The sequence below is a fragment of the Allobosea sp. genome, from assembly GCF_051860145.1.
Taxonomy (GTDB): domain Bacteria; phylum Pseudomonadota; class Alphaproteobacteria; order Rhizobiales; family Beijerinckiaceae; genus Allobosea.
On sequence record NZ_JBHYEM010000005.1, the window covers coordinates 333318 to 355370 of the forward strand.

Annotated in this window: 23 protein-coding genes; 5 read left to right on the top strand and 18 right to left on the bottom strand. The window is 62.0% G+C overall.

Annotated features, from left to right (window positions below):
- Positions 1-410: 410 nt before the first annotated feature.
- The 6 genes from ACTIF2_RS11675 to ACTIF2_RS11700 form a co-directional block, all read right to left on the bottom strand.
- Positions 411-977 carry a hypothetical protein gene (locus tag ACTIF2_RS11675; protein WP_439497232.1) on the bottom strand — a complete coding sequence of 189 codons (567 nt, stop codon included), beginning with the start codon at positions 975-977 and terminating at the stop codon, positions 411-413.
- Positions 978-997: 20 nt separating this feature from the next.
- On the bottom strand, positions 998-3916 hold the full coding sequence (locus ACTIF2_RS11680) for a class I SAM-dependent DNA methyltransferase (protein WP_439497233.1): 2919 nt from the start codon (positions 3914-3916) through the stop codon (positions 998-1000).
- 76 nt (positions 3917-3992) lie between these two features.
- On the bottom strand, positions 3993-5096 hold the full coding sequence (locus ACTIF2_RS11685; RefSeq protein WP_439497234.1) for a site-specific integrase: 1104 nt from the start codon (positions 5094-5096) through the stop codon (positions 3993-3995).
- A gap of 45 nt (positions 5097-5141) precedes the next feature.
- Entirely contained in the window at positions 5142-5576 is a 435-nt protein-coding gene (locus ACTIF2_RS11690; protein ID WP_439497235.1) for a hypothetical protein, read from the bottom strand.
- Positions 5577-5579: 3 nt separating this feature from the next.
- A complete protein-coding gene (locus ACTIF2_RS11695) occupies positions 5580-5783 on the bottom strand; it encodes a hypothetical protein (protein WP_439497236.1) in 204 nt (67 codons plus the stop codon).
- A gap of 132 nt (positions 5784-5915) precedes the next feature.
- On the bottom strand, positions 5916-7928 hold the full coding sequence (locus ACTIF2_RS11700; protein WP_439497237.1) for a hypothetical protein: 2013 nt from the start codon (positions 7926-7928) through the stop codon (positions 5916-5918).
- A gap of 256 nt (positions 7929-8184) precedes the next feature.
- Here ACTIF2_RS11700 and ACTIF2_RS11705 point away from each other — a divergent pair, with 256 nt between their 5' ends.
- A complete protein-coding gene (locus ACTIF2_RS11705; protein WP_439497238.1) occupies positions 8185-8400 on the top strand; it encodes an aconitase family protein in 216 nt (71 codons plus the stop codon).
- Positions 8401-8456: 56 nt separating this feature from the next.
- On the opposite strand, the gene ACTIF2_RS11710 is transcribed toward ACTIF2_RS11705, so the two are convergent.
- The 3 genes from ACTIF2_RS11710 to ACTIF2_RS11720 form a co-directional block, all read right to left on the bottom strand.
- On the bottom strand, positions 8457-10097 hold the full coding sequence (locus ACTIF2_RS11710; RefSeq protein ID WP_439497239.1) for a tannase/feruloyl esterase family alpha/beta hydrolase: 1641 nt from the start codon (positions 10095-10097) through the stop codon (positions 8457-8459).
- 279 nt (positions 10098-10376) lie between these two features.
- Complete coding sequence (locus ACTIF2_RS11715; protein WP_439497240.1) at positions 10377-11324, bottom strand: Bug family tripartite tricarboxylate transporter substrate binding protein; 948 nt, start codon at positions 11322-11324, stop codon at positions 10377-10379.
- 73 nt (positions 11325-11397) lie between these two features.
- Positions 11398-12540 (bottom strand): mandelate racemase/muconate lactonizing enzyme family protein, encoded by a 1143-nt coding sequence (locus ACTIF2_RS11720; RefSeq protein WP_439497241.1) that lies wholly within the window; start codon positions 12538-12540, stop codon positions 11398-11400.
- A gap of 96 nt (positions 12541-12636) precedes the next feature.
- On the opposite strand from ACTIF2_RS11720, the gene ACTIF2_RS11725 reads away from it, so the two are divergent.
- From ACTIF2_RS11725 to ACTIF2_RS11735, 3 genes are all read left to right on the top strand, one after another.
- Positions 12637-13572, top strand: a complete 936-nt coding sequence (locus ACTIF2_RS11725) for a LysR family transcriptional regulator (RefSeq protein ID WP_439497242.1) — start codon at positions 12637-12639, stop codon at positions 13570-13572.
- A gap of 208 nt (positions 13573-13780) precedes the next feature.
- The gene (locus tag ACTIF2_RS11730; protein ID WP_439497243.1) at positions 13781-14407 is read left to right on the top strand and encodes a class I SAM-dependent methyltransferase; all 627 of its coding nucleotides are present in this window, start codon (positions 13781-13783) and stop codon (positions 14405-14407) included.
- 84 nt (positions 14408-14491) lie between these two features.
- Positions 14492-14803: a hypothetical protein gene (locus ACTIF2_RS11735; RefSeq protein ID WP_439497244.1), complete on the top strand. Its 312-nt coding sequence runs from the start codon at positions 14492-14494 to the stop codon at positions 14801-14803.
- Positions 14804-15097: 294 nt separating this feature from the next.
- Here the strand turns inward: ACTIF2_RS11735 and ACTIF2_RS11740 are convergent, their stop codons facing one another.
- The 9 genes from ACTIF2_RS11740 to ACTIF2_RS11780 form a co-directional block, all read right to left on the bottom strand.
- The gene (locus ACTIF2_RS11740) at positions 15098-15370 is read right to left on the bottom strand and encodes a hypothetical protein (RefSeq protein ID WP_439497245.1); all 273 of its coding nucleotides are present in this window, start codon (positions 15368-15370) and stop codon (positions 15098-15100) included.
- A 152-nt stretch (positions 15371-15522) separates the two neighbouring features.
- Positions 15523-16572: a class I SAM-dependent methyltransferase gene (locus tag ACTIF2_RS11745; RefSeq protein ID WP_439497246.1), complete on the bottom strand. Its 1050-nt coding sequence runs from the start codon at positions 16570-16572 to the stop codon at positions 15523-15525.
- A gap of 136 nt (positions 16573-16708) precedes the next feature.
- Positions 16709-17785, bottom strand: a complete 1077-nt coding sequence (locus ACTIF2_RS11750) for an alpha/beta fold hydrolase (protein WP_439497247.1) — start codon at positions 17783-17785, stop codon at positions 16709-16711.
- 159 nt (positions 17786-17944) lie between these two features.
- A complete protein-coding gene (locus ACTIF2_RS11755) occupies positions 17945-18070 on the bottom strand; it encodes a hypothetical protein (protein ID WP_439497248.1) in 126 nt (41 codons plus the stop codon).
- 204 nt (positions 18071-18274) lie between these two features.
- Positions 18275-18871: a GNAT family N-acetyltransferase gene (locus ACTIF2_RS11760; protein WP_439497249.1), complete on the bottom strand. Its 597-nt coding sequence runs from the start codon at positions 18869-18871 to the stop codon at positions 18275-18277.
- Positions 18872-19616: 745 nt separating this feature from the next.
- The gene (locus ACTIF2_RS11765; protein ID WP_439497250.1) at positions 19617-20159 is read right to left on the bottom strand and encodes a DUF6790 family protein; all 543 of its coding nucleotides are present in this window, start codon (positions 20157-20159) and stop codon (positions 19617-19619) included.
- Positions 20160-20173: 14 nt separating this feature from the next.
- Positions 20174-20611 (bottom strand): hypothetical protein, encoded by a 438-nt coding sequence (locus tag ACTIF2_RS11770; RefSeq protein ID WP_439497251.1) that lies wholly within the window; start codon positions 20609-20611, stop codon positions 20174-20176.
- A gap of 13 nt (positions 20612-20624) precedes the next feature.
- Complete coding sequence (locus ACTIF2_RS11775; RefSeq protein WP_439497252.1) at positions 20625-21026, bottom strand: DUF1398 domain-containing protein; 402 nt, start codon at positions 21024-21026, stop codon at positions 20625-20627.
- A 43-nt stretch (positions 21027-21069) separates the two neighbouring features.
- Positions 21070-21522: a MarR family winged helix-turn-helix transcriptional regulator gene (locus ACTIF2_RS11780; protein ID WP_439497253.1), complete on the bottom strand. Its 453-nt coding sequence runs from the start codon at positions 21520-21522 to the stop codon at positions 21070-21072.
- A gap of 149 nt (positions 21523-21671) precedes the next feature.
- Here ACTIF2_RS11780 and ACTIF2_RS11785 point away from each other — a divergent pair, with 149 nt between their 5' ends.
- Entirely contained in the window at positions 21672-21971 is a 300-nt protein-coding gene (locus ACTIF2_RS11785) for a hypothetical protein (RefSeq protein ID WP_439497254.1), read from the top strand.
- Positions 21972-22053 lie beyond the last annotated feature (82 nt).

The window sequence follows — 22053 nt, forward strand, 5'->3', positions numbered from 1 at the left end:
CCGGCACGAGCGGCCCGGTGCCCGGCGTGCCGCCAAGCTGGGCATTCGCCGGCAGCGCAAGGCAAAGGCCCAGCATGAGAAAAATGGCTGCGATGACGCTGCGCATCGGGACTCCCTCCGCTCTTGCCGAGATCACACCGGTTTGGCGTCGGTGTCGAGCCGTCGATTGGCGGTCGCCTGCGGAATGACTCGCCAGTCGCGGCTGGCTTAGCGGTGAAGCTGGGGGAACATGGTGCGCAAGGGGAGTCGTAGTATTCACTCAATCCATTGATATTATTAGTTTAGCCAGGTTCGATATTTCATAAAGGCCAACGATAAGGCCAACAAATGGCTCGGCTGCTGGCGGTTTTCGATGGCTTTCGGCGAATAAAAAGCCCAATGCGCTTTTGATCTGCGATGTTGCCGACAGGTCACGCCACGCGGCGCATGGTGAAGGTCTTGCCGCCGTCAGCGCTCGATATCCAGCCGGTGCGGGCTAGGGCGTTCAGCGTCGCGGTGACGCGGTCGCGGATGCGCAGGCCCTGTCGGAAGGTGGCGGCGATAGCGGCGGCGTCGAGCGCGCCGCCCGCGCTCGCCATGGCGGCCATGACGGCGGCCATCTGGCCGTAATCGTCGGACGGGAAGGACGGCTTCTGCCCCTTGGCGATGGTTTCGGTGAGGCCTGCCCCTGCGCCGCCGACGAGCGCCAGTTGCGCCTTGTCGGTGGTGGTGCCGAAACGCGGTATCTGGAAATCCGGGCGCAGCCATTTGACATGGCCTGCCTGCTCTTCCATGGCGCGCGCGTGATTCAGCGCCACAAGGTTGGCCAGTATCACGTCTTCCGGCGCATCGACCGGCCAGCCATAGGCCGCCGCCACGGCTGCATCCAAAGCGGCGTGATGCTCCTGCATAATCAGCACGAGGCCATCGTCGAAGATGCGCCGGTCCTCCGCTTCCAGCGTAGCGGGCGCAACGCCCGCCTTCAGCTTCTCCAGCACGTTGTAGAGGCCTGTCAGCGTCAGGTGCGGATGGGCGGCCAGTACGCGCTTGCGGTGCGCATCCAGTTCTTCCGCGGTAGCGCGGATGGTTGATTTCTGGATATCGGTGGCGTCTGGGAATGGGAATTTTGCAAAACAATCCGTATTGTAAACGGGAGTATTAGCGGCTCCCGCCCGCCAATCCTGATCGAAAACATCTCATGAAATTTACTCGATAGCACTCCGAGAAAATAAGCATCTGAATGGGTTACGACTCGAAGTTTCTGGTCCGGCAAATTCGTTGAATTCAAAAATGTAAAATAGCGTTGCGGTGAATTTTCAAGAGTACAAATATATCGTTCGATTCCTTTAATTCCACTCCTCATTTCTTCTCTATTTGCCTCGAATAGCCAGTATTGCGTTCTAAGTCTGATGTTTCGCTCAGACATCCTTTCCGGCTTAACATGCTCAAGCAAATACTGAAAAACGCGCGGCATTGATTTCTCAATTTCATCAATTGGAACGTGAAAAAAGTCTAAGACATGTAACTTGCGCGGGCGTTGACCGACGTCACGTCCATTCATAATTAGTGGAGCATATTTTTCTGCATTGAAAGGATCTTCAAATAGAAAATTCCGCTGCGCCTCATCAATATGTAGTTTCCTTGAGTATGGCTTAACGCCTGCGTGACACAGCCCTAGATTCGAATTTAAATCGACAATAAGATTTACATCAAAATCAGAAGTTAAATCACTCGAAATTTTTTCGACATTCTGAATTTTATATTCAGAATTATTACCTTTAAATTTTCCTTTAACAATACCATGATCTGGAGCAAAAACTAATTGCGGCTTCGTTTTTTCGAGTGAAACCGCTACGAAACAAACTCGAACAGCAGCATCTGTTCCAGATGGCCAATCATGGTCTGGAATAGCGTAGTTTATTGTCCATTTTTTGCCGAGCGCGTTCTCAAAAACCTTGCGATTTTGCTGCATTCTCAATCGGCTAGTCGATATGAAGCCCACGCGCTGCAACGAAGAAGACGGCTGAATTAACGCGCGAAGCCAAAAAAATAGTACAAAATCAGCAGCTTGCGTAAATTCTGGATATGCAAGCTTCATTGCAGCAATCTGATTGTCGCCGAATTCCTCGCGAAATCGCCTATTTGGAATGAATGGCGGGTTCCCAACAATGAATTCGGATTGCGGCCAGTCTGCTCGTCTAGGCCTCTCGAATGCATAAACCTCATGCATGCTGCCGTCGGACCTTGATCTATAAAGCGGCTTGCCGTCTGGCCCGCGCGCCAGTTCCTTGTCCGCCTGCAAGACGGCGTCCATAACCTTGATGTTGCGGAAGGCCTTCAGGATCGGCTCCGGCGGCGCATTGGTCTGCGTGCGGAAGTGCCATTGCAGATAGCCCAGCCACAGCACCAACTCGGCAATGGCCGCCGCGCGCGGATTGATTTCGAGGCCCAGGAACTGGTGCGGGTCCACCGTGGCGCGGTCGAGCCAGGACAGTTCAGACTGGCCGCCCAGCGCCTCCACCACTTCAATGACTTCGCCCTCCAGGCGCTTCATCAGCTCCATGGTGACATAGAGAAAGTTGCCGGTGCCGCAGGCGGGGTCCAGCACGCGGGTGGCGCAGAGCTTGGCATGGAAAGCCAGCGCCTGATTGCGCGCGTCCCTGAAGACGGCGTCGCGGCGCGGATCGTTGGGGCCGATCGTCGCCAGTTCGCCCTTCTTCAGCTCAATCGTGTTCAGCACCGTTTCCCATTCGGCCCGCAGGGGCTCCATGACGGTCGCGATCACCAGCCGCTCGACGTAGGGGCGCGGCGTGTAGTGCGCGCCCAACCTGCGCCGCTCCAGCGGGTCCAGAGCCTGCTCCAGCAGCGTGCCGAAGATGGCGGGCTCGACATCCTTCCAGTTGTAGGAGGCCGCCTGCTTCAGCTCGCCAATCTCTTCCCGCCCCAAGGGCAGGGCGGCGCGGTTCTTGAAGAACTGGCCGTTGAATTTCTTGACGCTCTTGCGGATGGCATGGGCATAGCCGCCAACGTCCATCGCTTCCCAGAGCTGGCCGACATCATGCGAAAAGGTATCCGGGTCTTTTTCGCAGCGCTCCAGCACATCCTTGAAAGACGCTTCCGGCAGAAGACCGACGTCTTCCGCAAACATCGTGAAGAGACAGCGGGACAGGAAGGCGGCCACGTCTTCAGGCGCATAAAGCGGCTTGCCCCTGGCGTCCTTCGTGTTCTCCAGCGCCTTCGACACGGCGGCCAGACGCTCGGCTATCTCGCGCGTGACTTTTGAGGATTTACGGGCGGGGTCCAATGATGGGGCATCAAGCCAGATGGCTTTCAGCCGCTCGCGAATCTCCGGGTTGTGGAGATCGTCCAGATAGACCCGAAACGACTTCCGGTCGGGGAACTGGTCATAGGCCTTCCCGTCGCGACGGAAGTTCGCATAGATTTCGAGACAGTGGCCAACATCGCAGACGACGATGAAGGGCGGCGGTTCATGGCCGGCGGGCAGGAGCCGCACATAGTCTTCCGCCTGCCGCCGGGCGTTCAGCATCAGCACGTCCCAGGCCCGCGCGCCGCCCCGCCTGCCGCGTGCGGCGTCATCGCTTTTCAGGAGATCGAGCTGGCCGGCTATGGCCTTGGAGCCGCCTTCCTGCCGCGACTGCTTGGCCTCCAGGACGAACGAGTCGCGCTTGTAGAGATCGATGCGCTTTGTCGAGGCACCTCCATCGCGGGCGGCCTCGCGCACGGATCGCTCGAAGACATAGTCGTTATTGTGCGTTGTGGCGCTGGCCGGATCGGGCCGCTGAACGCCCAGCACGTCGCAGAGTTCAGACAGGAAAAGCACATAGTTGGCGCGCTCTTGCCCGCCTTCGCGATCAGCCCAGCGCTGAATGAAGGCTTGGATGGCCGGTTCCTGCTCTCCGCCCTTCTGACCCGTCACGCCGCCCTGCCCCGCCCGATCGCCTTATGCCTATCGACATAGAGGGCAGGCGGTCGCGGCTTGGCAAGTGCCGCCTTCAGGACGCGCGTTGCTGCATCAGTTCCGCCGCACGCCGCAGCACCTCCTGATCGGACATGCCGCCGGGATTGCGGGACACGCCAGCGCGAAGGCCGGCGAAGATTTCGGCCTGACGACGGCCGGGTACTGCCCCGTAATGCGTGAAGGTCGTATCGAGCTTTTCATGGCCAAGGTTCTGGCTCCAGGCCTTGTGCTCCTCCAATGTCGCGCAGACCTCATGCTGATATGCCGCGAGCGTCTTCCGCAACGAATGCGGATTGAAATAGGGCAAGCCGGCGGCAGCGAAGGCCTGGCGGAAAATGCGGCGGATCGGCTCCGCTGATGCCCAGCCTTGGCGGCTCAGGCCGGCCGGGCGGAATCCGCCATCGGCTCCAATGCGCATCTCGGTCGCCGGAAACAGCGGATCGTCTGGGCCGAAAAGATGCGTGGTCCGCAGATGAGCGATCCAGTCGGCGATGATCGCTTCAAGGCCGCCGCCGACCGGGAAAAACCATGTCGTATAGGTCTTGCTGAATTTGGTCCGCACGCCGTCGCGCGGCTCATGAGCGATCGTCCGCGCCCCCAAGTCGACATGCTTCAGGCGGAAGCTGGCGATGGCGTTGTCGCGCGCGCCGCTCACCAGAGCAAAGGCAATCACGGCCCGATCGCGCTTCTGAATGTCCGTCCCGGCCGGCATTCCCTGCACGACACGCAGGACCATTTCGACGCTCGGCGCGGGCCGCTCGCGCTTGGCCGTGGCGATCCGCGCATCCTTGGTCGAGGGATTGAAATACTCGACGTCACCATAAGCCAGCCGACGATAGCCCTGCCGGCCGACAAGCCAGTGAAAGAACGCCTTCACGGCCATCAGCCGGGCATGGATCGTCGCCGTCGCCAGCGGTGCCTTGGTTTCGGGGTGGCGCAGTTCGGAAAGCTGGCGTTTGAATCCGCGTGCCTGCTCGATATGAAACAGTGCGAAGTCCTTTTGCCCCGTCGAGGTCTCGAAGGCGGCGATGGCGGCCATCGCCTGATCCTGCGTCGGCTTCGAGCGGCCCTGCGCTTCCGCGAGGTAGATCAGGTAATCACGCTTGATGCGCTGGTTTTTCGAGTTGCGCTTTCGCATCGGTGTTCCTTTCGCGGGGAATGCGACATTCAGACAGGGCACGCTTCACTCACCTATGCGTGCGGGAGCCTGCCTGATCGCGACGTCCAGAACGGTGCGAAGGTCGTCGAATTTTGTCAGGGACACCCGTTTGTGCATCGACCCCAGGCACTCGCAGCACAGGGCATGCAGGTTGCCGGTCGAGCCCGAACCGACGTGGAGGTCCGCCATTCCGCCGGCCGGTTCGCGAGGCCTACGGCAATGGAAGCAGTAGCACTCGGAGATGCGACACTTCTGCCTCGGCACCTTGCGGGCGGCATGGAAGGCGATCACGTCGGCGCCATGGACCAGATGCGGCTTTTTCTCCGCCATGACCGGAAGCCCGGCCTTGATCCAGCGTTCCACCGTGCCCCGGCATTTGCGCAGGGCGAAGGCGATTTCGGCGATGGTGTAGGATTGGTGCTTGCTAACGCCGCGCAGCACCGCGCCGCGACGGGACACCGATCAGCGCCCGTGCGACGGCGGCGGCGCGGCGGCGGCGAGACTGTCAATATAGCGCTGCACCTCGCTGGCGCGGATGAAGGTGCGGCGGCCATTGCGAATGACGGCGAGCCGGCCGGCGGTGACCTCGGCATAGCCCTTGGTGCGGCGCATGCCGGCCATCGCGAAAGCGTCTGTGACAGGGATCAGGCGATCGATATCGGACATGGTGTTGCTCCATTCGTATCCGCATGAGCACCGGCGGACGTGAATGGAGCGATGCGACAGGCCGGTTAGGAGCGGAACCGATTGACGAGAGTTGACGCCGTTTGACGCCTAACGACGCGATTTGACGCCGATCTAGGGGCCTGGCCGCAGTGCGCGCAGGATCGTGCTGTCCGAAAATGTGCGCCCGAGGCCATGGGCTCGCGCCCAATCGTTGATCTTCTCATTCCGAGTTTTGTTCGTCATTCCGGCAGGAACACCGCCCGGCCAGAGGTGCCTCACAGCCCGACGCACAGCCAGCGCACTATCCGTTCCGTGCCGATCGTCAGCGATGGACTGTCCGGGGTTTGTCGCTTGGTTGCTTGGCAGCAACTCCTGAATATCCGTCGAATTCACCGTCACGTTTTCGAAGGTCGTTTCATGAGGCCAGCCCGATTCCGACCGACCAAGCTCCAAGGCGCTACGCGGCAGGTCAAACCAGACGCCTTTCTCGCCAAGGATATAGGCCAGTGGCGTGACACCACCGTCGACATCGAAAATGATCGGCACGTCTCGAAACCATCGCACCTCCAGTCGCTGCGGCGCTCGTCCCGTCTTCGAGCCGAAAGCGTCGAGCGAACCAATCGCGATCCTGTCCAACAAGCTGGTGGCGGTCGTCTTCAGCGCCTCCACCATAGGCCTTTCGAGGCAATCGATGGGCGGTTCCTTTCCGCCCCATGCGAGCCATGCGGCTGCCGCCGGTATCGCCAGCGGACCGGGAGCGCCTGTCATTCGCTTGACCGCATCAGCTGCGAATTCCCGCACGATGTCGGATGCCCAGGGCATTGCTATAGGCGCATAATCACGGTGCAGATGCCCGATAGCGGGATACTCGTTCGCCAGCCATCTGAGAAAGCCGAGCCGTTCGACGGTGACGCTTTCCCAGTGTTGTTGGCGACGGGCACCTTCCGCTATGTCGCCAATCGTCGGATTATGGACCGGGATAGGTCCAAAAATTCGCATCTCCACAAAGTAGCTTGACGGTATGTCCCGGATGTCCGTGGCAGCGCCGCCGCAGGGGACGCCACGAAACCTGACGCGCTCTTCAAGGCCCGCGCGCGTGAGCGCCATGTTGAATCGATCGATGACAGGATCGTCGTAGTTGCTCGTGCCCGGCTGTTGATGCGCCAGCAACGCCCCCTTCCGTCGCCACTGGCCATCTTCGCCGCTTGGCACCACGAATTCACTCAGCGCCATATTTGAGGGATGCAGTGCCCATCCGTCCTGCACAAAGCTTAAAACGACTTCCAGCGGCAGCCATGGCGCAAGCGGCAAAGAAGCAAACCGGTGCCAATCCTCTACCTGCGGCTTCTCCTGCGGAGCTTCGTTAGGACCGGGCGGCCACTCCCGCAGGACGTCATCTCGGCTGACGGTCACATCGTCCCATCTCGGCCCGTGAGAGCCCTCCCGCAGATGCTCCGGTGCTTCGCTGCCATCTTGAAAGGGCAGAAGATCTTGCCAGAGAAAGGCGGAGATAGACTTACGCGCACCGCCCTGGCGACCGGATGCCGTCAGCCGCTGTTCCTGAAGCGCGCGCCACAATGCCCGCTTCGCCTCTAGCGCGGTCATCCCACTGGCCGGCTGGAGTGATTGTACGGCTTCAAAGCTGTCGTCCAATAGCAATCGGTCGATCGTGGCGGGCCCTAGACTTCTAATCTGCCAGCTCGCGTCAATGATGTATCCATTCAAAAGCCCGTCTTTCGGTAGTCCAACATTCCGTGTGCAGTACCAATATTCTTCAGCAGCCCTGTAGCCCGCTTTTTGCCTCGCTACCTTTTTCCAATCGCGTGACATCGTCCAGGCAATCGCCATCGGCAGCGACCAAAAAGCATCGTCACGTGGGTCGAATTTCGAAATGTCGGGTCTGTTTGCAAGCGGCTTACAATTAAGGTCGGCGGCCAGCCCTTCCGCTGTCTCCGCGTCAAGCAGGCCTAACGAGGCTGCGTGCAAGAGCGCATTCTGGATCGCGGTCGACGTGCCGATAGGAAGCCCATAGAGCTGATCGGCAGCGATTTCCGTTCGCCATTTCTCAAACAGGTCGCCGCGATCTGATATCGCCGCCGCGATCTGGGTCAGTGCCTCCGGGACATCCGTCCCACCTGCAGTCAAAGGCCTCTCCTAGCTTTCGCTTTGAACCAGGAAAACAACCTACATCATACCAGCCCGCATCCGCACGGATGTCGGCTTCCGACCCAGCTGCGACATTCGCGGCGAGCCGCTGAACGGTCAAGAGTGGCCCAATTCGGACTCTGAGAACGTCCGCTCCCAGGCATTCTGGTTCAGGAGCCAACCAAGGTACAAATTGGCCTCTTGCTGAACTTCGGAAGGCCCGCTTGCTATTCCTGAAGGAGATGAAGGAGCAAGCTTGGGCTTTCAGATTTGGGCGAGACGGAGTGGCAGCCGAACGAGCTGCTCTTGCCGACCAAGCCGCGACGAGATCACGATCAGTGCGATCAATCGCAACTTTCCGGGCCGATCCGGCCCGGGGAAGGTCTGGCTGGTTAGTCCCGCGACCGTGGCGGCGAGCGCGATCGCCGGCGAGAATATGTCGTTCGCCGACCTCAAGGATCTGCATTGCTAGGTCGGCCGAAGCGCTGCTTCGACTGTACTTTCTGTGCGAAAAGTTTCGCGCGAGCCCTACCTCTCGCAAGTGAAGCTCGCCGCTTGGTCGGGGTCGCCGCCCTGATATCGGGGATAGCTCGGGTATTCGCAGAGCGGGCGTGTCCGGCCCGGCTTGAAGTGCGTGTCGGTCACGACTGGAGAGGTCGGCGGGGTGCCGCCAGCGGCCCACGCATCTAGTGCGCCGAGAGCGTCCCAGCTCGGATTGAAGGCGATTCCGAAGCCGCTATGGGCCGTGCCGGGCAACTCGTAGAACCGCAAGAACTGGGAGACAGCCTCATGGCCCATGGTGGCGACGAGGCGCTCGTAATAATCGACCGACGCTTGAGGCGGCACGATCTGGTCGGCGAGACCATGCATCAGGATGATCTTGCCGCCGCGCTTTTGGAAGCTGGAGAGATTTGTGCTGCTCATGTCGAGCAATCCGGCGAGCATGCTCAGGCGATCCTGCCACTCGCCCGGTGTTGCCGGGTCGATATTCTGCCAGCTTCCCTGCGGGTTTCGCGTGACGAAAAAGCGCGCGTACTGGTCGGCGAAAGCATGAAGGAACGGCATGCCGGGAGCAGCGGGATAGGCAGGGGCGACCTTGCCGAGCCCCTGCGTCAACACGCCCTTGGCAAGGTCGTCGGTTTCCCGCCAGCCAAGGTCCACGCCCCAGACGTAAAATTCTGGATAGCCCTTTTCCCCACTCGCGAGCGCTGCGTCGAGCTTCAAGGGGGAGCCCATGACTTTGAGGGCTCCAATCTGCACGCCCGAAAGGCAACTGTCGCTGTCGACGGCACCGTCCAGACAGCGCAACGGTCTGCCGTTGACGGTGACCTTGTCGGGGTGGAACGTCTGCTGGCATGCGCGGGCATTGGAGATCACTCCATCGCGGATTCCATCCAGCTCGTCGCAAGTCTCCAACGCAGCGTCCAGGACGAGCTTGCGCTGGGACATCGACAGATAGGCGCCGGGCGAAGCGAAGGCGCGCGCGATGCGACCGAACTGGAGATGGGCCGTGCCAATGTTCGTCGCGGGCCAGAACACCATGGCGCCGTCGAGGTCGTCAGGATACCGCTGGATGAGGCCCAGCGCCTCCTTGCCTCCGTTGGAACTGCCATGGAAGTAGAGCTTCTCGTGAGGCCGCCCGTAACGGAGCTTGATCAGGTGCGTGGCGACATCGCGCGTCTTCTTGACGGAGTCGAAAGCGTAATTCTTAAGGGCCTCCTCATTGAGGGCAAAATCGCCACGGTTCGCGCCTTCGTGGCCGGAATCGCTGCCGAAGGTGACAAAGCCACGCGCGAGCGGGATCGGCACGTCGGGCGGCTGCAAGCGCAGAGTTCCGCTGGTGCTGAGAATCACGCCGTTAAAGCCACCCCCGCCATACATCAGCGCCTTGCCGTTCCAACGCTCCGGGAAATTGACCTCGGCCTTGATCGGTGGTGCCTTCGGATCGACTGGGGCGATCTCGACCAGTACGCGGCAGAATGCGCCGACCGCCTTGGCGCCTGTGCCGGAAGCTGGCTGCGCCGACACAGACGTGACCTTGGCACCGCCGGTCGCCAGCGGCGTGACACTCGCCGGGATGGAGAGCCCGGCGAAGCCGTCACAGGCCATCGGTTTCGTGTCGGCTGCAGGCGTGGGGGCGACCTGATCGGCCCGAGCGGTCGAGGGCAATCCTGCTATCGACGCCACGAAGACGGCAGCGTGGGGCATAAATCTATGATATCGCAACATGACATCCCTCTTCCCTGCTGGTGGTGTGTGGACGGATGCTAATCCGACCGATGGTATCAGGCGCGCTGACGCGCCGGGGGAGTACAAGGCTCTGCCAAATGTCGATCGGGCTGGACGGCGGCGTGAACGTAGTCCGGGCTACCTCGCGGAGGGTCGTGGCCGCCGCTCACGTCACCCCATTTCAGCTGGATCGCGTATCGCACGCCCCGGGCTGCTGGCTCACTCGATCGATATCCCGTTCTCTTTCACCACCGCCGACCATTTGGTGATTTCCCGCCGGATGAACTGTGCGTAATCCTCCGCACTCCCGCCGCCGGCCACATAGCCGCCTGCCGCAAAGCGCTGCTTGATTTTGTCCTCCTTGAGGACCTCGTTGGCGAGCTTGTTCAACGTTTCGACGATCGAGCGCGGTGTCTTGGCGGGCGCCGACAACCCGAACCAGCCTTGCGCTTCAAACCCCGGGAAACCACTCTCGGCAACAGTCGGGACATCGGGGTAGAGGGGGCTGCGGCTGGAACTCGTCACGGCAAGCGCACGGATTTTTCCGCCCTGGATATGTGGAAGCGGGATATCGGCGTTGACGATGCCTACCGAAACATGCCCGCCCAATACGTCGGTGACGAGCGGAGCTGCACCGCGATAGGGGACATGCCGCGCTTTGATTTTCGCGGCGCCCTCAAGCATCGCCAAAGAGAGGTGCCCTGATGACCCGGCCCCCGGGCTTGCGAAGGAGAGATCGCCACCGGATCGGCGGGCTCCGGTAATGAGTTCCTCCAGCGTTCTTATCGGAGAGTTTGCCGGGACGATGATGACGTTCGGTGTCAGGGCCAGCAGGCAGATGTGTTCGAAATCCTTGGTCGAATCGTAGGGCATCCGGGCATAGAGCGAGTGGTTCATGGCGTTCTGGCCATTGCCGGACACCAAGATGGTGTAGCCGTCGGGCTCCGCCTTCGCGACCGCCGCGGCGGCGATGTTACCGTTAGCGCCAGGCCGGTTTTCGACCACGAAGCCCTGGCGCAGGCGCTCGGCAAAGCGTTCGGCGAATAGTCGCGCCACGACATCGGTGCTGCCGCCAGCCGGGAACGGTACGATGAAAGTCGATGCGCGTTCGGGCCACTCCGCAGCGCTTGCCCCTCCTGTCGCAGCGACGGCGACAAGGGACAGCATGAAGGTCCGCCTCCTCATGAGCATTCTCTCCTCCCATTTTTTCTTTTCTTGACTGATCCGCCGCCGCTGTCGGTCAACGGCAAACCCATGTTTCGCTTCGCCATGGCTCCAGACGCGCCGCATCAAGGTCGAGCCCCGTTCCCGCAAGATCGGGAATTTTAAGCGTGCCGGTCGCCGTGGGTCCGACCGCACCCTGGAGCGAGAGAAGAGGATTGCCGGAGATATCGACTTCCACATAGGGGTAAGGCGCCGGACCACCGCCGCGCCGCGCCGGAAGCAGGCTGGCGACCTGCAGCGCCGCCTGGTGATTGACGATCGTGCCGAAAACATGGGGCATGATCGGGAGGTCGAAGGCCGCCGCCAAGGCTGCGATCCCCAGGAAGCCGGTATAGCCGCCACACACCGTGAGATCGGGCTGGAGAATGGACAGCGAGCCCGCCACGAGGACATCCCGGAATGCCGCTGCGCTGGCGAGTGCTTCGCCCCCGGCCACGGCGGTCGACACCGCCTTGGCGACCTCGGCATATCCCGCGATGTCCTCTGGCCCCACCGGTTCCTCGATCCAGAGCAGATCGGACGCTTCCATCCGGTGGGCCGAGGCGATGGCGGCGCGGGCCGTATAGGCCTGGTTGATGTCGACCATGAGCCCGATCTCCGGGCCAACCAGCTTGCGAACTTGCGCCAGCATCGCACCGTCGGCTCTCGGACCGACACCCGCGCGAGGCTTCAACGCGCGATAGCCTTTCTTCAGAGCGCGTTCGATCACGTCCGCGTAGTGCCCGTAGGGGTCGTTCCCTTCCGTGATGAACGGGCCGCTGCCATAGGCGAAGACGTCGCTGCGAAGCGCGCCGCCCAACATGGCGGCGACGCTGACGCCGCGTTCTTGCGCAGCGAGATCGCACAGCGCCATATCGAGCGCAGAGATCGCCATCATGGCAGGCCCTCGGCGATCATAGCCCAGGTTGGCGACCATGTGCTCCCAAAGCGCGCGGTAGCGCGCCGGCGCTGCTCCGATGACGACCTGCGCATAACGTGAGCGAATGATAGCGGCCGCCGCGTCCGGCGACGAAAAGACCTCGCCCCAACCGCTTTTGCCGGTATCCGTGGCGACTTCCAGCAGAAGGAAATCGCGGCGCCGGATCATGGTCCGGGCGTTGCCGATCGCCGGCGCTGGAACGAAGCCGACATGATGGCCGCGGATCTCGGTGACTCTCATCGGGTTCCCACTCGCGCGAACGCTCGGAAGCGATCTTGACGCCGAATGGTTCATGCAGGCCAATACAATGATCGCCTGACTTGATGTTCGTGGATCATGATATTCGACTCCCGTGAACTCTCAGTGCTTCGTGCCATGATCGAGAAGGGCAGCGTCACAGCGGCGGCTGCGGCCCTGAACGTGTCGCAGCCGGCCGTGAGCCGTACGCTGCAACAGATCGAGGCGCGCATCGGCATCGTCCTGTTCAGGCGCGAAAAGCAGCGACTGCATCCGACGCGGGAGACGGAACTTCTCTACGCAGATGTCGTGCAGGCGGTCTCTTCCATCGAGACCGTTACGCGGCGCGCCCGCGATCTCAGGGAGGGCCGGATGGGCGCGCTGAGGATTGCGACAATTGCCGCGTTCGCGAACTCGATTCTGCCTCATGCCATTTCGCGGCTCCGGAGCAGGAAGCCCGGCGTCGAGTTCGTCGTTGAGATCTTGACCGCACGTGACGTCGCCCAACGTGTGGCCAGCTTCAAGAGCGAACTCGGGCTGCTCATCGACGCGGCGGCGGTTTCGGGAATCCTCCTGGAGGATCTGTGCGCTTCGCGCTTTGGCTGCGTCTTGCCGAGCGGCCACGCTTTGGCGGAAAAGCCGTACCTCACGATCGAAGATCTGTCGCCGCAGCCCATCATCTGCCTCGACCGGATGTTGCCGCTCGGAGCGCTTGCGCACCGAATCTTCGAGCGAGCCGACCTCCAGCTGCGGCCCGCCGTCGAGGTCTCACAATCGAACATCGCATGCGTGCTCGTTGAGGCTGGCGCAGGCATCGCCCTGATCGACAAGCTTGGCGTCCTGGGGCGATCGGGCTCGGATAAGCTGGCCTTCGTCCCGTTCTTCCCGACGGAGAAGATTGTCGGACGGCTCGCACTTCCCGTCGGAACGGCTCAGAGCGCTTCATCGCTAGAGTTTTGCGCAGTGCTGCGTGAGGTCGTGGCCGAGCTGGCTGCGACAGACAGCGGCTTCTCGACGCCGGCGCTGCTGGCCTGAGCCGACTTACCAGACAATTAGGAACGTCCGGTTACAGGCAGCATCCCAACGTCTGGAAGTGGCGCTGCTGAGAAACGTGCTCGCCGTCATTGCGAGGGAGTGGAAGCAAATCGCCCGCGATGTCACCATCTGCCGAAAGTGTGAGGGCGCAACGCGCTGATGGGCCTCTCGCTCATCGGGCCTCTTGTCTTGAGGGAGGAGCGCCAGGATGAGCACCGACCGGGACACCGTGCGGTCCTATGATACGGTCGCGGCGGAGTACGCTGCCGAGGCCGCGGCGATGCCCGATTGGGTCGCGACAGAGATAGATGCGTTCGTGACCGCGCTGGGTGGCTCAGGCAGGGTGCTGGAGATCGGAAGCGGCGGCGGGCGAGATGCACTTGAGCTTGAGAAGCGTGGAATTAGCGTCCGGCGCACCGACATTTCGAAGGGGTTCGTCGAACTGCTTCGCGAGAGTGGCTTCGAGGCCGACCTGTTGGACCCGCTGACCGAAGACTTGGCCGACCCGCAGCGTCCCGGCACGCCGTACGACGGGATCTGGGCCTGTGCCTGCCTGATTCACGTCGCGCGCGAGGATTTCGGCACGGTGCTTGGAAGGCTTGCCGAGGCGACCCGGACCGGCGGCCGACTGCACGCCTCGGTTAGAGAGGGCGATGGCGAGGATGTGTCCACACACGGCAGCGCTGCTGCGCCTCGGCGCTACGTCGAGACGTACTGGCGCGAGTCTGCCCTGCGGTCCGCACTCACAGACGCCGGCTGGATCGTCAGCGACGTACGTCGGTGCATCGGAAAGCCCGATGATCGGTGGCTGAGCGTTCGGGCGAGTCGGGCATGACGTACCCAGAGTTGGTGACGTCTGCTTCTGGGCAATGCTTCAGTGTCTGCAACTGGCGCACGGCCGACAGATAGCCGTTGTGGGATGCAATGGCCGGATTGGGTCACCAGCGGCCGTCCGGTGACGTGCCGATACTCGACGCTGGGCCTGCGCGCCTCGACCAACGTCGGCCTGCAGGGCATGGACCTGATCCCGTGCGGCGGCCTCGTATGGCGCCATGCCTCGGCGATGTCGACCCCGAGGGCCACGCTCGCCTTCGCCGGCAGTAACCCATTCTCGGTCGCCGGCCTGCGATCGCCAGGGACGCCGCCATCAACGTCCGGCCTGGAACACCGGGCGCATCATCGGCTCAAAGCCACCCCTAATGCCGCCGACCCGCAGGCCAAGGTATTCTAGGAGATCCGCGCAGTGAAGACAGTCGAGGGCATGCCGATCGGCCTGATGGTCGAGCCGGCCGGCCGCTCTGCTCTAGGGCCCGGCCAAATGGGCCGGCGCCGACGCCAAGGCGTTGATCACGGCCCCGATCGGCCGGCGCTGAGCTTCAGTAGGCAACGACCGTCCATTCGATAGCGCCCTTCTCGAAGTATGGGCTGACATTGTAGGTCAAAATGCCCTTTCCGCTACCGGCGCCCTGACTGCCGCTGCCCCCGAACTTGCCCTCCGCATTCCGCCGAATGCCGGTCAGCGTGATCAGACCTGGAAGTATTCCTCTTCGCCGGCTTTGTGCGAAGCGCGTGGCGTTTTTGATCCGATCAGCATCGTGGCAGGCGATTCGGACTTCCACTCCCAGTACAGGTGTTCCTTGCTGTCGCTGGTGAAGCTGATCTTGCCTTCCTCCGTGCTGTCTCTTGCGTGCAGCCAACGTCCGAAAGCCGATGTTCCGGGCTTCTCGCCCCTGTCGTTGAGCCCCAGTATTGCCCAGGCGCTGCCTCGTTCGATCATGATCTTATGCGCCCTCAGCATGACGGACTCTCCTGAGTGAGTTCGGGAAGGCGACGACAAACATCGGCATGGCGAGCGTGGCCCGCCCTGGCACAACCACAAACATCATCGGATCGCTCCGGGAATGGCACGAGCGATGAGAAGGCTGGGGAAGCGGCGCCCATTGCACCGGCTCAGGTCGCTTCGAGTACCATGTTGAGCGGCGTCTCTGCGGCGCGGCGCACCTGCCCGAACCCGCCGGAGCGGATCACCTCGGCGATCCGCTTCTCGCCCGCCTGAGCACCCAGCGCGAGGCCGGTCTCTTGCGCCAGTGATGTCGGAACGCAGATCATCGTCGACGCGGAGTAGTAGATGCGTCCGACCGGATTGATGTTGTCGTCGAGCGCATCGCCCGCCATTGGCTCGACCACCATCCATGTGCCGCCAGCTTTCAGCGCCTTGCGGATATGCGACGCGGCGCCTTGCGGATCGCCCATGTCGTGAAGGCAGTCGAAGCAGGTGATCAGGTCGAGGTCGCGGCCGCCGAAGTCCTGCGCCCGGCCGACCTCGAATGTCAGATTGGTCAGCCCGTGCGATCGCGCATGCGCGGTGGCGGCCGCGATCGACGCGGGGTGGAAATCGTATCCGGTGAAGTGTGATTTCGGGAACGCCTGCGCCATCAGGATGGTCGAGAGCCCGTGGCCGCAGCCGACATCGGCGACTGTCGCGCCTACCTTCAGCCTGTCGACGACGCCGTTGAGCGCGGGCAGCCAATCCTGCACGAGGGCGTTGACGTAACCCGGACGGAACAGCCGCGCCACCGCGCAGAACATGCAGCCCGCCTGCTCGCCCCAGGCGACGCCGCGTCCGGTCTTGAACGCCGCCTGCACCTTCGGCTGGTTCTCGACCATCGCCGCCGCCGTGTCGAACGCACCGATCAGGTGGACCGGGCTATCGGGCTCCGCGAAGATGAAGGACTGCTCGGGCGTCAGCGAGAATGTTCCGCCTTCGTGGCGCACATAGCCGGAGGCCGCCTGCGCCGACAGCCACTCGCGCACATAGCGGGCGGCGCATCCGGCTGCCTCGGCAAGCTCGCCGGCGGTCGCCGGGCCGATCTCTTTCAGCGTCCTGTAGAGACCGAGCGCGTCACCGATCCGGACCAGGGGCACGCTGACCGCTCCGCCGATATCGCCGAGCACGCGGCCGACGAGTTCGTTGAGGGTGGCTTCGTTGAGCTGGGTCATGGCGGGTCCTCCTCCCCTTTGGCCGGATCTGGCAGGCTTGGAGGATGAGGGCCATTTGGTCGCCGCGCATGTGGCCGCAGTCCCGCGCGGGCGAAAAATGCGGCTAATCGGAAGGACAGATGTCCCGCGCTCGGCGTCAATCGGTCGGGGGTTGCTCGCCGCCGAGTGCCAGGACGATCGCCTGGGACCGGCTATGCACGCCGAGCTTGCTGAAGATCACCGACAACTGGTTGCGCACCGTTTTGGCGCTCTTGCCGAGCCTCTGCGCGATCGCCCGGTTGTCGAGCCCCTCTGCGATGAGCTTCAGGATAGCCGTCTCGGCAGCCGTCAGGCCGGCTTGAACGATAGCACGCGGCTGTGCAGGCTGATCCCAGCCGAGGAAGGCGGCAAGTTGAGCATGAAACACTGCCCAGGCCGGCTCATCCGGCAGCAGCACATGGTTCTTGCTCTCGAGCGGCACGAAGCGCGCGCCGGGGATCGCGGCCGCGAGCTTACAGCCCTCGCTGAACGGCACGCGCATGTCGCCGCGGCTGTGGAGTATCAATGTCGGGACACTGATTTTCCTGGAAAGTTCGGCCACATCGATCCCCTGCATATTACTAAGCAGTTGAGCGGCGACTTCCGCGCTCGCGGTGACGCGCTCGAGATCGCCCCACCAGCGATGCTGTTCGGGTGTTCCGTCGGGGATGAAGAGATTGGTGAAGAACTGGCAGAATGCCGGATTGTCGCGCCCCCAGCCGATGCGAATGAAATTCACCAGCGTCTCAGCCTCCAGTCGTTCGGCCTCCGTCTGCGCGCGAACCCTTCCGCCTTGGCCATACGCGTTGAGCAGAACCAGATGCGATACGCGTTCAGGATGACGGAGTGCATAGGCGACCGCGAGCGCGCCGCCCTGCGAGAGACCGAGAAGCACGAAGCGCGGTTCGTCGATCGACTCCGCCACGGCATCCAGGTCCGCGTTCCACGCCTCGATCGAAAGATCGGCGACATATCGCTCGGACAGGCCGCTGCCGCGCGGGTCGTATCTCACGAAACGGTTTTGAGCTGAAAGGGTCTGAAGCCAGGGACGCCAGACCGGGCTTTCGAGATCGTAGTCGACGTGGCTCAGCCAATGCGCCGCGCGCAGGATCACCGGTCCTTCCCCGCACGATGCGACTGCGATGCGAGTGCCGTCGGCAGATGTGCAGAACCGTATGCTCTGGCTGAGCTTCATAGCCGGAGGATATAGCAGTCGGATGGGAGGCGACAGGACGGTCCGGTGGCTGTTCAGTCGGCTTACGCTGCAATACGGGAAACCGGATCGTGGTTTTTCGGCCCGCGGACAAGGTCCGCTTCCTGGCATCGTCTCAACGTCCGCAAATGGCGCGGCTCATCAGAACCTGACGGCGAGCGTTCCCTTGAAGGCGTGGTCCTGGGCGTTCCCCGCGCGCTGCCAGGTATAGGAGATGCCGAGGCTGGCGCTGCGGCTTATGGCGAGGTCCAGCCCCGCTTCGATCATGGCGGCTTCCTTGGCGATCGGCACGCCGGCGACCGAGAACGGGTTGCTGCGGGCCGAGAGCCAACCTTCGCTACTCGCGCGAAGTTAGCTTCCGGACACAGCTGGTGCCGTCAGATTGGATCATCCAGCAGACAGCGCCGGCACTTAAATCACCAGAAGTGGCATGATCATCCCCACGAGATTGACCTCCAAAGCGTGATTCCATCAGCTTGCGGCAGGTCGCGGTGGGCGCAGCATCGGCGTCAGGACTGGCGACGATCCGATCTGGATGGTTCCGAGAATTTCGAACCCATGCCTCTGATAAAGCGGGATGTTTCGGGGATTCGACGATTCCAGATAGGCTGCGGCACCATCGCGGTCGCAGCGTGCGAGCGCATGACGCATGAGCGCGCTGCCAATTCCCTGGCCCTGCCGCGCTGGGTCGGCGCCGATCAGCGGCAGATACCAGTGTGGGACCTTTGGATGATGGCGCTCCATCGCTTCGAATATCGCGTCGACATCGGGTATGATCGCTGGGGCGGCGTTATTCCGGATGAGGCCTCCAAGCGCCTCGATGTCGGGCTCCACGCCGGGCGGCAACCACAACGCTGCGCCGCCGAAATCGTCGCTGACATAAGCGCTGTCGCTATCGTAGGCGGCGGCGCCGAACGCGCGGATCAGGCCGGGCATCACGGCGAGATAAGTCTGCGCCTCTCCCAATGACCAGCGCGTCATCGGATCGGCCGCGAAGGCGAGGACGATGACCGCCAAAACGGAGTCCTCCTCGTTGCGGGATGCGGAACGGACAGCGCTGGACATCATGGGACGGTCCGGATGTTTGCAGTCGGCACTAGTGTATATGGGGTTGTCGGCGCGCCCGCGCCATTACGCCGCATACATTAAGCGGGTGCGCCTCGAAGCTTGGCGTCCGCCGCTGCGGGAAACGGCGGGCTCAATGGATCCTCAACGTAAGCGCACCAGCAGCACAATCTTCTAGACGCCGAAGAACGGCCAGCGCTCGCACATCGTCTCGCGAAGAGAAGTCGGAACTAGTCCTCGTGCATTTTCGCTAGGGCGGCAGGGCAACGGTCGAAGAGAAATTCCGGCCCATGAGCGGGAGCTCCGCCCATAAGGATCAATGTCCGCTTCGCGGCGTAGATCTAGTGACTGCATTTGGCGCCAGGCTGCCTTGAGACGTCTGGCCGCTGCAACGACCGGCCCTGGGGTGGGGAGCGGAAGTTCGGTGGCACGCTCAGTTTCTGCCGATCCGCGCGGATGTCGTTGCAAAAGTCGTCGTTGCTGCGGGTGTGAAGTCCTGATTCAGTCTCCCTTAGGCGGAGAGCGGCGCGATCATGGGTGAGCGGCGGGTGGCGCAAGAGGCGTTGTTCTACGAGTTCAGCCTTGAGCGCCATGTCCCGGCCGATCACTGGGTCCGAGCCATCGACCGCTTCGTCGATCTCGCTGTAAAACGGACGCATCGGCTACTGCTTCGGCATCCGCTCCGAGCCGTCGCGTAATGCCGTCAATCATCGTCGTTCCCCGCTCTTCCAAAGGCTTCCTGGTTCGGTCAGGCCGTGATCAGAGCCGCTGTCGGGATCGCAGCGCGCCGGCTCAGCCGCAGCAGCACAAAACCGCACAGCGGAATGAAGATATCGGTCCAGAAGATGATGCCGGCATTGCCCGGCGCGAAGTTATGCGCGGTCACCATCTGATAGAGATGACCGACCGCAGCCCCCAGCGTGAAGATGCTCGGACCGAGCACGGCGGCGAGGCGAAGATCATAGCTCCGGAAAGCCGCGAGGAGCCCGACCGCGGCGAAGCCCAGGCTCGCGGTTCCGACCTCGAACTGGAAGGGGCTGTCGGCCCAGCCGATGAATCCGGCGGACAGCTTGCCGAAGAAGACGTGCATGACGAAGTTATAGAAGTTGTCGATGCCAATGCTGAAGAAGACGTACCAGGCGAGGAGCTTTTCGATGACAAGCGGTCGATCGATTGAAGCTCCCGATCGTGCAATCGCAACAAGGGAGACGATAAGCCCGAGCACGAAAAAGCCCAGTGAATAGTTCGACATCACGAATGTGATGGTTGCTTCAATCAGATCAGCCAGCATCGCGGAAATATCCTTCACCGTGAGAGGGAAATGACCGTCGCGCCAGCGCAGATCAACAGAGTACCAAGGGCGACGAGCGAGAGATTGAGGTTGCGCCATTCAGAAAATGCGACGCCGCCAACGAGAACAGCGATCAGAGCATTGCTGTTGGTCAACGGTGCAATGATTGAAACCGGCAGTTTCAGCACGCCCATGCCATAGGCCATGCAGGCGATCGCCAACGTCCAGGTCATCCCCATCGCCGCGGCAAGCAGCACTGGCCGAACAGAGAGAATTGCGCCGCCTGTCCAGATGAAGGCCGCCCAGCCGAGCAGCGCTACGACGCTGCCCACGACCGCCAGGTAAAGGGGAATTGACGCGCCGGCGCCGAGGCTCGCCCGCATGAATACGGTGCCGAGCCCGAGGCAGATGGCGGGAATGGCCCCGCCGATCACGAATCCGGAAAGCGTCATGACTGATGCCCCGTCACTTTGGGAAGTGCTCGACATGGGTTTCGGCGGTCCGGCCGAAATAGACGACGCGGCGGCCCAGGAACGAGACGAGGTATCCTGCGCAGCCGGCGGCTTTCGCCTTCTCACAGAAAGCGACGTAGCTGTAATCGGCGGGGTTCGCCTGCGCCCATCGCACCAGGCGTTCGATCTCGGTGGCATCGAAGGCGGCGGCGACGTTGCCGGCCGCGAGCCGCATATCGATCGTTACGCTGTCGCCGTCCGGCAGGTAGAAAGTCTGGCTGTTACGACGATAGTCGACGGCGTAGCCCTCGAAGCCGGCGGCGATCAATGTGCCCACGATTTCCGGAAAGCTCAGGCTTCCATCGTGAGCAGCATGCAGGCACGTTTCGGCAACAGAAATCCGCTCCGCGTCCATGGCGGCTTTCCTTCCATTTCAATGTTGAGTTTAGCCGGCGGGTTCAGTCGACCGGGGTTGCTTTCAGCTCGCGCCGTTTGGCGAGAACTCTCAGGATACGGTCGAGCGCTTCGTGCTCTTCCTTCGTCAACACGCCGAAGAATTCAGCGTCATTCTTGTCGGCCAGCGATGCCAGGACCGGGATCTTGGCCCGGCCCTCTGTCGTCAGGGACAGGCTGTGAGCGCGCTTGTCCTGCTGGCTTTCCGCCCGCTCAACCAGTCCTTTGGCTACCAGCCTTTCCGCAAGTTTGCTGATAGCCCCCTTCGTCATGCCCATCCTCTCGGCCAGAACTGACGGAGGAGTCTGCTCCAAATCATAGAGCGCCCGTATGAACGCCCACTCCGCGACCGTGACATCTTCGCCCGAGACCTTGCGCGCGAACTCCTGCGACACGGCGTTTGACACCATCCGCATCCAGTACCCGGTGTGATCGGTCAGTTCCGAGGCCGAAGTCATCAGACATCCCTTATTGACTAGGAAACTAACTCAACAAAGTTTCCTAGTCAACAATGATCTTGGAGCCGGGTAAGGCGAGAGCGATCGGTCGTGACGTTCGCGACGCCTCAGCGCGCCGAGCCTCCAACATCGCGCCGGAGTCTTTGAGCATGCCCCTCGAACCGACGGACTGCCTCGGGTTGCCCCTTCAGGTGATTGGCTGCGAGGCGTGCGATCTGTTCGAAGAACTCTGGATAGAGCCGCTCGGCGAGCATGATTTGGCCAACTCCGAACGTCCGAGAGCAGGTAGGACGAGCGTTGTTCCTGCAATCAGGCCTGAACAACCGTCGATGAATGACTTTGAAGATGCCATGGGCCGCTTCGCAAAACCGGACATCTCTCGACATCAGGTGAGGGCAAACTTCGACCGGTTTAATATTCCGCCCGAAACCGGACGTTGCAGTGTCTGAAAAGGGCCACTTTGACCGCTCAGCGGCTCGCCGCGAATGTCGCAGTTGGGTCGCCAACCGACCCCGCATCTGCCGGCGGCTG